Below are 799 nucleotides of genomic sequence, written 5' to 3'. Positions count from 1 at the left end.
CTACAACCTGGCCTATAACGTGGCCGTTGTACCGCCGATGAAGCTGAACCCGATCATCACCCGTGTGCTGTTTCCAGCGTTTGCCAAAATTCAGGACGATACCGAAAAGCTGCGTGTGAACTTCTACAAGCTGCTGTCGGTGGTGGGGATTATCAACTTCCCGGCGCTGCTGGGGCTGATGGTAGTGTCGAATAATTTTGTGCCGCTGGTCTTTGGCGAGAAGTGGAACAGCATTATTCCGGTGCTGCAATTGCTGTGTGTGGTGGGGCTGCTGCGTTCGGTGGGTAACCCGATTGGCTCGCTGCTGATGGCGAAAGCGCGGGTGGATATTAGCTTTAAATTCAACGTATTCAAAACCTTTCTGTTTATTCCGGCGATTGTTATTGGTGGGCAGATGGCGGGCGCAATCGGCGTCACGCTCGGCTTCCTGCTGGTGCAGATTATCAACACCATTCTGAGCTACTTCGTGATGATTAAACCGGTGCTCGGTTCCAGCTATCGCCAGTACATCCTGAGTTTGTGGCTACCGTTTTATCTCTCGCTTCCGACGCTGGTGGTTAGTTATGCGCTGGGCGTGCTGCTGAAAGGGCAACTGGCGCTGGCGACGTTGCTGGCGGTGCAAATTACCGCAGGCGTACTGGCGTTTGTGGTGATGATTGTGTTGTCGCGCCATCCGCTGGTGGTGGAAGTGAAGCGTCAGTTTTGTCGCAGCGAAAAAATGAAAATGCTTTTACGGGCGGGGTGAAGTGTTGTTTTCGGTTCCGGCAATGGTTGCCGGATGCGGCGTGAACGCCTTATC

The 799-nt window shown here is 53.6% G+C and carries 1 pseudogene; it reads left to right on the top strand.

The annotated features are described in order from the left end of the window. A pseudogene (gene wzxC, locus EQY_RS0123725) lies at positions 1 to 745 on the top strand (colanic acid undecaprenyl disphosphate flippase WzxC); the annotation flags it as partial. Positions 746 to 799: the final 54 nt, after the last annotated feature.

Source organism: Escherichia sp. TW14182, from assembly GCF_000208525.1.
In the GTDB taxonomy this organism is placed as follows: domain Bacteria; phylum Pseudomonadota; class Gammaproteobacteria; order Enterobacterales; family Enterobacteriaceae; genus Escherichia; species Escherichia ruysiae.
This window is presented reverse-complemented; position numbering and strand designations above follow the sequence as displayed.